The organism is Photobacterium sp. OFAV2-7, assembly GCF_022347985.1.
In the GTDB taxonomy this organism is placed as follows: domain Bacteria; phylum Pseudomonadota; class Gammaproteobacteria; order Enterobacterales; family Vibrionaceae; genus Photobacterium.
The window spans coordinates 1-3995 of the sequence record NZ_JAKRFQ010000462.1 but is presented as its reverse complement, the minus strand read 5'-3'; the positions used below and the strand labels follow the sequence as shown (position 1 = coordinate 3995).

The following is a 3995-nucleotide window of genomic DNA, read 5'->3' as shown; positions in this document are numbered from 1 at the left end:
GGTGGCAATGGCCCTCGCCCAGCGATACGGAGAAAGCTTCGCCAAGGCACCCAGCATACCTAAGATCATCGCCAGTACTAACGATAGCAAAGCTACCTGCAGGGTAATCCATGCCCCTTCGACCAGCGACCATTCATATCCTTTTAAATCTAACAAAAGGTTGCTCCTTTATACTGCAAAGGGAAAGCAGGAGGCGCTCTCTTCCAGCGTCCGGACATATGCCCCCAGCCACGAAGACGACATCAGGCCATCTGCGATTCTTGAGAGCATAGTCCGCTTTCGGCTCTTTGCCAGAAACTGGATTCTGAGTGCTAGCCTCCGCTCTTAACTCTTACTGACCGTAAACATCGTAAGCGAAGTATTTCGCAGCGATTTCCTGGTAGATACCTTTTTCACGCAGTGACTTGATAGCCTGATCAAGTTGCTTGGTTAGATCTTTGTCTTGCTTACGCACAGCAATACCAAAGCCGTCGCCAAACCACTTAGGATCAGTCAGTGACGGGCCGATAAACTCATAGCCATCACCACCGCTCTTGTTCAGTAAACCTTCTTCAAGCGCCGAGGCATCACCAAGAATTGTCGCAATTCGACCAGCCTTAAGATCCAGGTACGCATCATCGAAGGAGCCGTAACGTACAATAGAAACAGAACCACCGTAGTTGTCAGTCAGGTACTTATCGTGAGTTGTTGCACGCTGAACACCGACCTTCACGCCTTTGAGGCCCTCTTTGGTGAACTCAATTTCAGTTCCTTTCTTGGCAACAAACTTGTTTGGAATAAGGGCGTATTTGCCAGTGAAGTCAACTTTCTTCTTGCGCTCTTCAGTGATCGACATTGCCGCAATAATGGCGTCATATTTACGGGCTAGCAGCGAAGGAATGATGCCGTCCCAATCCTGGGCAACGATCTTACATTTTGCCTGCAGCTCCTTACACAGCGCATTGGCCATATCGACATCAAAGCCTTTCAGTTCGCCGTTTGGCTCTGTCCAGCTAAATGGAGGGTAGGCACCTTCGATACCAAAACGTACAACCTTCCAGTCTTTTGCCTGCACCGATGTTGCACCAAGTGCTGATACCATGGCAGCTGCCAAAATCCATTTTTTCATCTTCTACTCCTGTTGTGTTTGCATCTGACCGGCCTGTCCCCAAACAAAACCGGTGCAGTGATAAAAAAACCGAGTTCTCAGTTTAGTAAATCGAAGAAATAAACTGCTGTAACCTTTCTGATTCAGGGTTGGTAAATAATTTGTCGGGATGCCCCTGTTCTTCAACCAGCCCCTGGTGCAGGAACATCACCTGGTTGGACACATCACGGGCAAACGCCATCTCATGGGTGACCACCAACATTGTTCTGCCTTCTTGCGCCAAATCCTGCATAACGCCCAGCACCTCACCCACCAACTCAGGATCCAGTGCCGACGTCGGTTCATCAAACAACATGACTTCCGGATCGACGGCCAGAGCCCTTGCAATTGCTGCACGTTGCTGCTGACCACCAGAGAGGTGGCCCGGGTAATAGTTACGTCGCTCGTACAAACCCACTTTCTTCAACAGCGCTTCGGCCTTTTCGATAGCTTCAGCCCTCGGGACCCCCAATACATGGATTGGTGCCTCGATAACATTGCCCAGCACTGTCATGTGAGACCACAAATTGAACCCCTGAAAAACCATCGCAAGCCGTGAACGGATCCGCTGTACCTGTTTTTCGTCCACCGGTAAAAACTCTCCCCGGCGATTATTTTTCATTTTTATTAGTTCGCCATTCACCCAGATCTCACCCTGAGTCGGCGTTTCCAATAAATTGATGCAGCGAAGAAAGGTACTCTTCCCTGAACCGGAAGAACCAATAATTGAAATTACATCGCCACGGTGAGCCGTCAGCGAAATTCCTTTTAGGACTTCATTCTGACCAAAAGACTTATGCAGTTCCTTTACATCAAGCGCCACTACATCTGCCATGCGCGCTAACTCCTGTTGCTCCGTGAATCGGGAAATTACGCTCTTTAACGCCTCTCACCTAGCCGTTTTTTAGCCTTCTGGCACATTTATCCAGGTGTAGAGGTTTAGTCTGTTTTCCGAGCACTTCATCGAAGGTATCACCACCAATCACAATTGGCAACATTTTGTTAACCTAAAACCCTCGAGAATCAACAGTTAAATAGCGTGCATAATTAGTCACTTATCAGTTCGTTTGGGGAATTTGATAATAGCCCTGACTTGGGGTAGGTTATTGCGATAAAATCGTCATAACGTAAGTCTGGCCGGGTTGATATATGTACAAAGCCTACTTTGAACAAGTTACTCACTATAGCATTAGGCTGTTACTCATTGGTTTGACATTGCTTTCTAGTCAAGCAAGTGCACTGAACCAAGAGCAAGAAAGTCGCAGTATTCTTACTATAGTTCCGTCTTATGTCGATCAGATCACTGCCAATTTTAACCCTTTCTCCAAGACATGCATGCCTACGACGCATGAATTTATTTTTGAACCACTCATTGTTTTCAATACCCTGCAAAACAACAAGCCTGAATACCGACTTGCTACGGGTTACCAGCTGGATCCCGACCTGAAAGGGATCACATTTACCCTAAGAGAAAAAGTCACCTGGTCAGATGGAAAACCATTCACCGCTGATGATGTTGTTTTTTCGTTTTCTTTAGCACAAAAATATTCAGAACTTGATTCACATGGCATAAATCAATGGGTCGAAAGTGTTAAAAAACATGGAAGCCACGAGGTCTATTTCAAACTAACCAAGCCCAATGCACTCGTCGCCTATAACTTGGTGCTGTTACCCGTTGTGCCCAAGCATCAGTGGGAGCAAATTGCCGATCCGATCAGCTACGCCAATGCGACTCCCGTGGGTACCGGCCCCTATACCCAGATAGAATCTCTCAGCAAAGAGGGTTATCTGCAGTGCGGCAATCCGTTCTACTGGCAGGCTGAAAAGCGTCACATCGACTGCCTTCGTTATCCCAAAATCACCAATAACGATGACTTTATCGCGCAGATTGCAAAGGGGGAGTTCGACTGGGCTGGATCGTTTATTCCTGATATCGAGCGTCAGTATGCCTCCTACTCACCGGACTTTAAGTACTGGCTACCGCCATCCAGTCCTATCAGCCTGCTATTTAACTTCAAGGCTGCGGAGCCGGAAATAAGAACCATCTTTGAGGAAGTCGATTTCCGCCGGGCGATATCAATGTCGGTACAACGTCAACAACTGATCAATATCGCCGCCTTTGGCCAGGGAGTGCCCTCAAAATTCGCCTCGGGAATGAGTCAGCGCTTTGAACATTGGACCGATCCGGTTGCGACAGAGAAGTACCAGCCCTATATGACATACAACCCGGAACTGGCAAAAGAGCAGCTGTCGTTGTTAGGTATCGAGGATAAGGATGATGACGGCTGGCGGGAGCTGCCATCCGGCAGCACGCTGGAGCTAACGCTTCTGACGCCAAAAGGCTGGTCTGACTTTAATACCACCGCCCTGCTGCTGGCAGAAATGCTGGAACAGGTTGGATTGAAAATTCGATTGGTCGAAGCAGATTTTAATCACTTCGTGGAACGCCTCTCCACCGGTGACTATACCTTGGCCCTGACCAACTTTCCGCAAGGTCCAACGCCGTTCAAATACTTTGATTCTGCCTTTAATAGCCGCTACCAGGCGCCACAGTATCCGCGCTATGCCATGCACTTCTACAAGAATGACCGGGTCGATGCCTTGCTGGCAGAATTTCCGACCGTCTCAAGCGGCCACCAGCGATTAGCCATTATTCGTGAACTAAACGAAATTATTGCCGGTCAACAAGTAACGGTACCACTCTACAATGCGGTGCAATTCTATCAGTACAATACCCAGCGCTTTAGCGGCTGGTTTAATGAGAACAACCCCGTTGCCAGCCCGCTTATCTGGCCACAGACTCCGGAAAGGTTGCTGCATGTACTTGCTCTGCGGCCAAAACCATAATGCGATTGGACATTTATTCCTT

General features: G+C 48.3%; 3 protein-coding genes and 1 pseudogene. 1 reads left to right on the top strand and 3 read right to left on the bottom strand.

Features of this window, described 5'->3' with window-relative positions; translation table 11 throughout:
- The 3 genes and pseudogenes from MHN01_RS18960 to MHN01_RS18950 form a co-directional block, all read right to left on the bottom strand.
- Positions 1-156 (bottom strand): annotated as a pseudogene (locus tag MHN01_RS18960) (arginine ABC transporter permease ArtQ); the annotation flags it as partial.
- A gap of 175 nt (positions 157-331) precedes the next feature.
- Positions 332-1108 carry an ABC transporter substrate-binding protein gene (locus MHN01_RS18955; protein ID WP_239412779.1) on the bottom strand — a complete coding sequence of 259 codons (777 nt, stop codon included), beginning with the start codon at positions 1106-1108 and terminating at the stop codon, positions 332-334.
- Positions 1109-1190: 82 nt separating this feature from the next.
- Positions 1191-1961 (bottom strand): ABC transporter ATP-binding protein, encoded by a 771-nt coding sequence (locus tag MHN01_RS18950; protein WP_239412778.1) that lies wholly within the window; start codon positions 1959-1961, stop codon positions 1191-1193.
- A gap of 500 nt (positions 1962-2461) precedes the next feature.
- Here MHN01_RS18950 and MHN01_RS18945 point away from each other — a divergent pair, with 500 nt between their 5' ends.
- The gene (locus MHN01_RS18945) at positions 2462-3973 is read left to right on the top strand and encodes an ABC transporter substrate-binding protein (protein ID WP_239412777.1); all 1512 of its coding nucleotides are present in this window, start codon (positions 2462-2464) and stop codon (positions 3971-3973) included.
- The last annotated feature ends 22 nt before the right edge of the window (positions 3974-3995 follow it).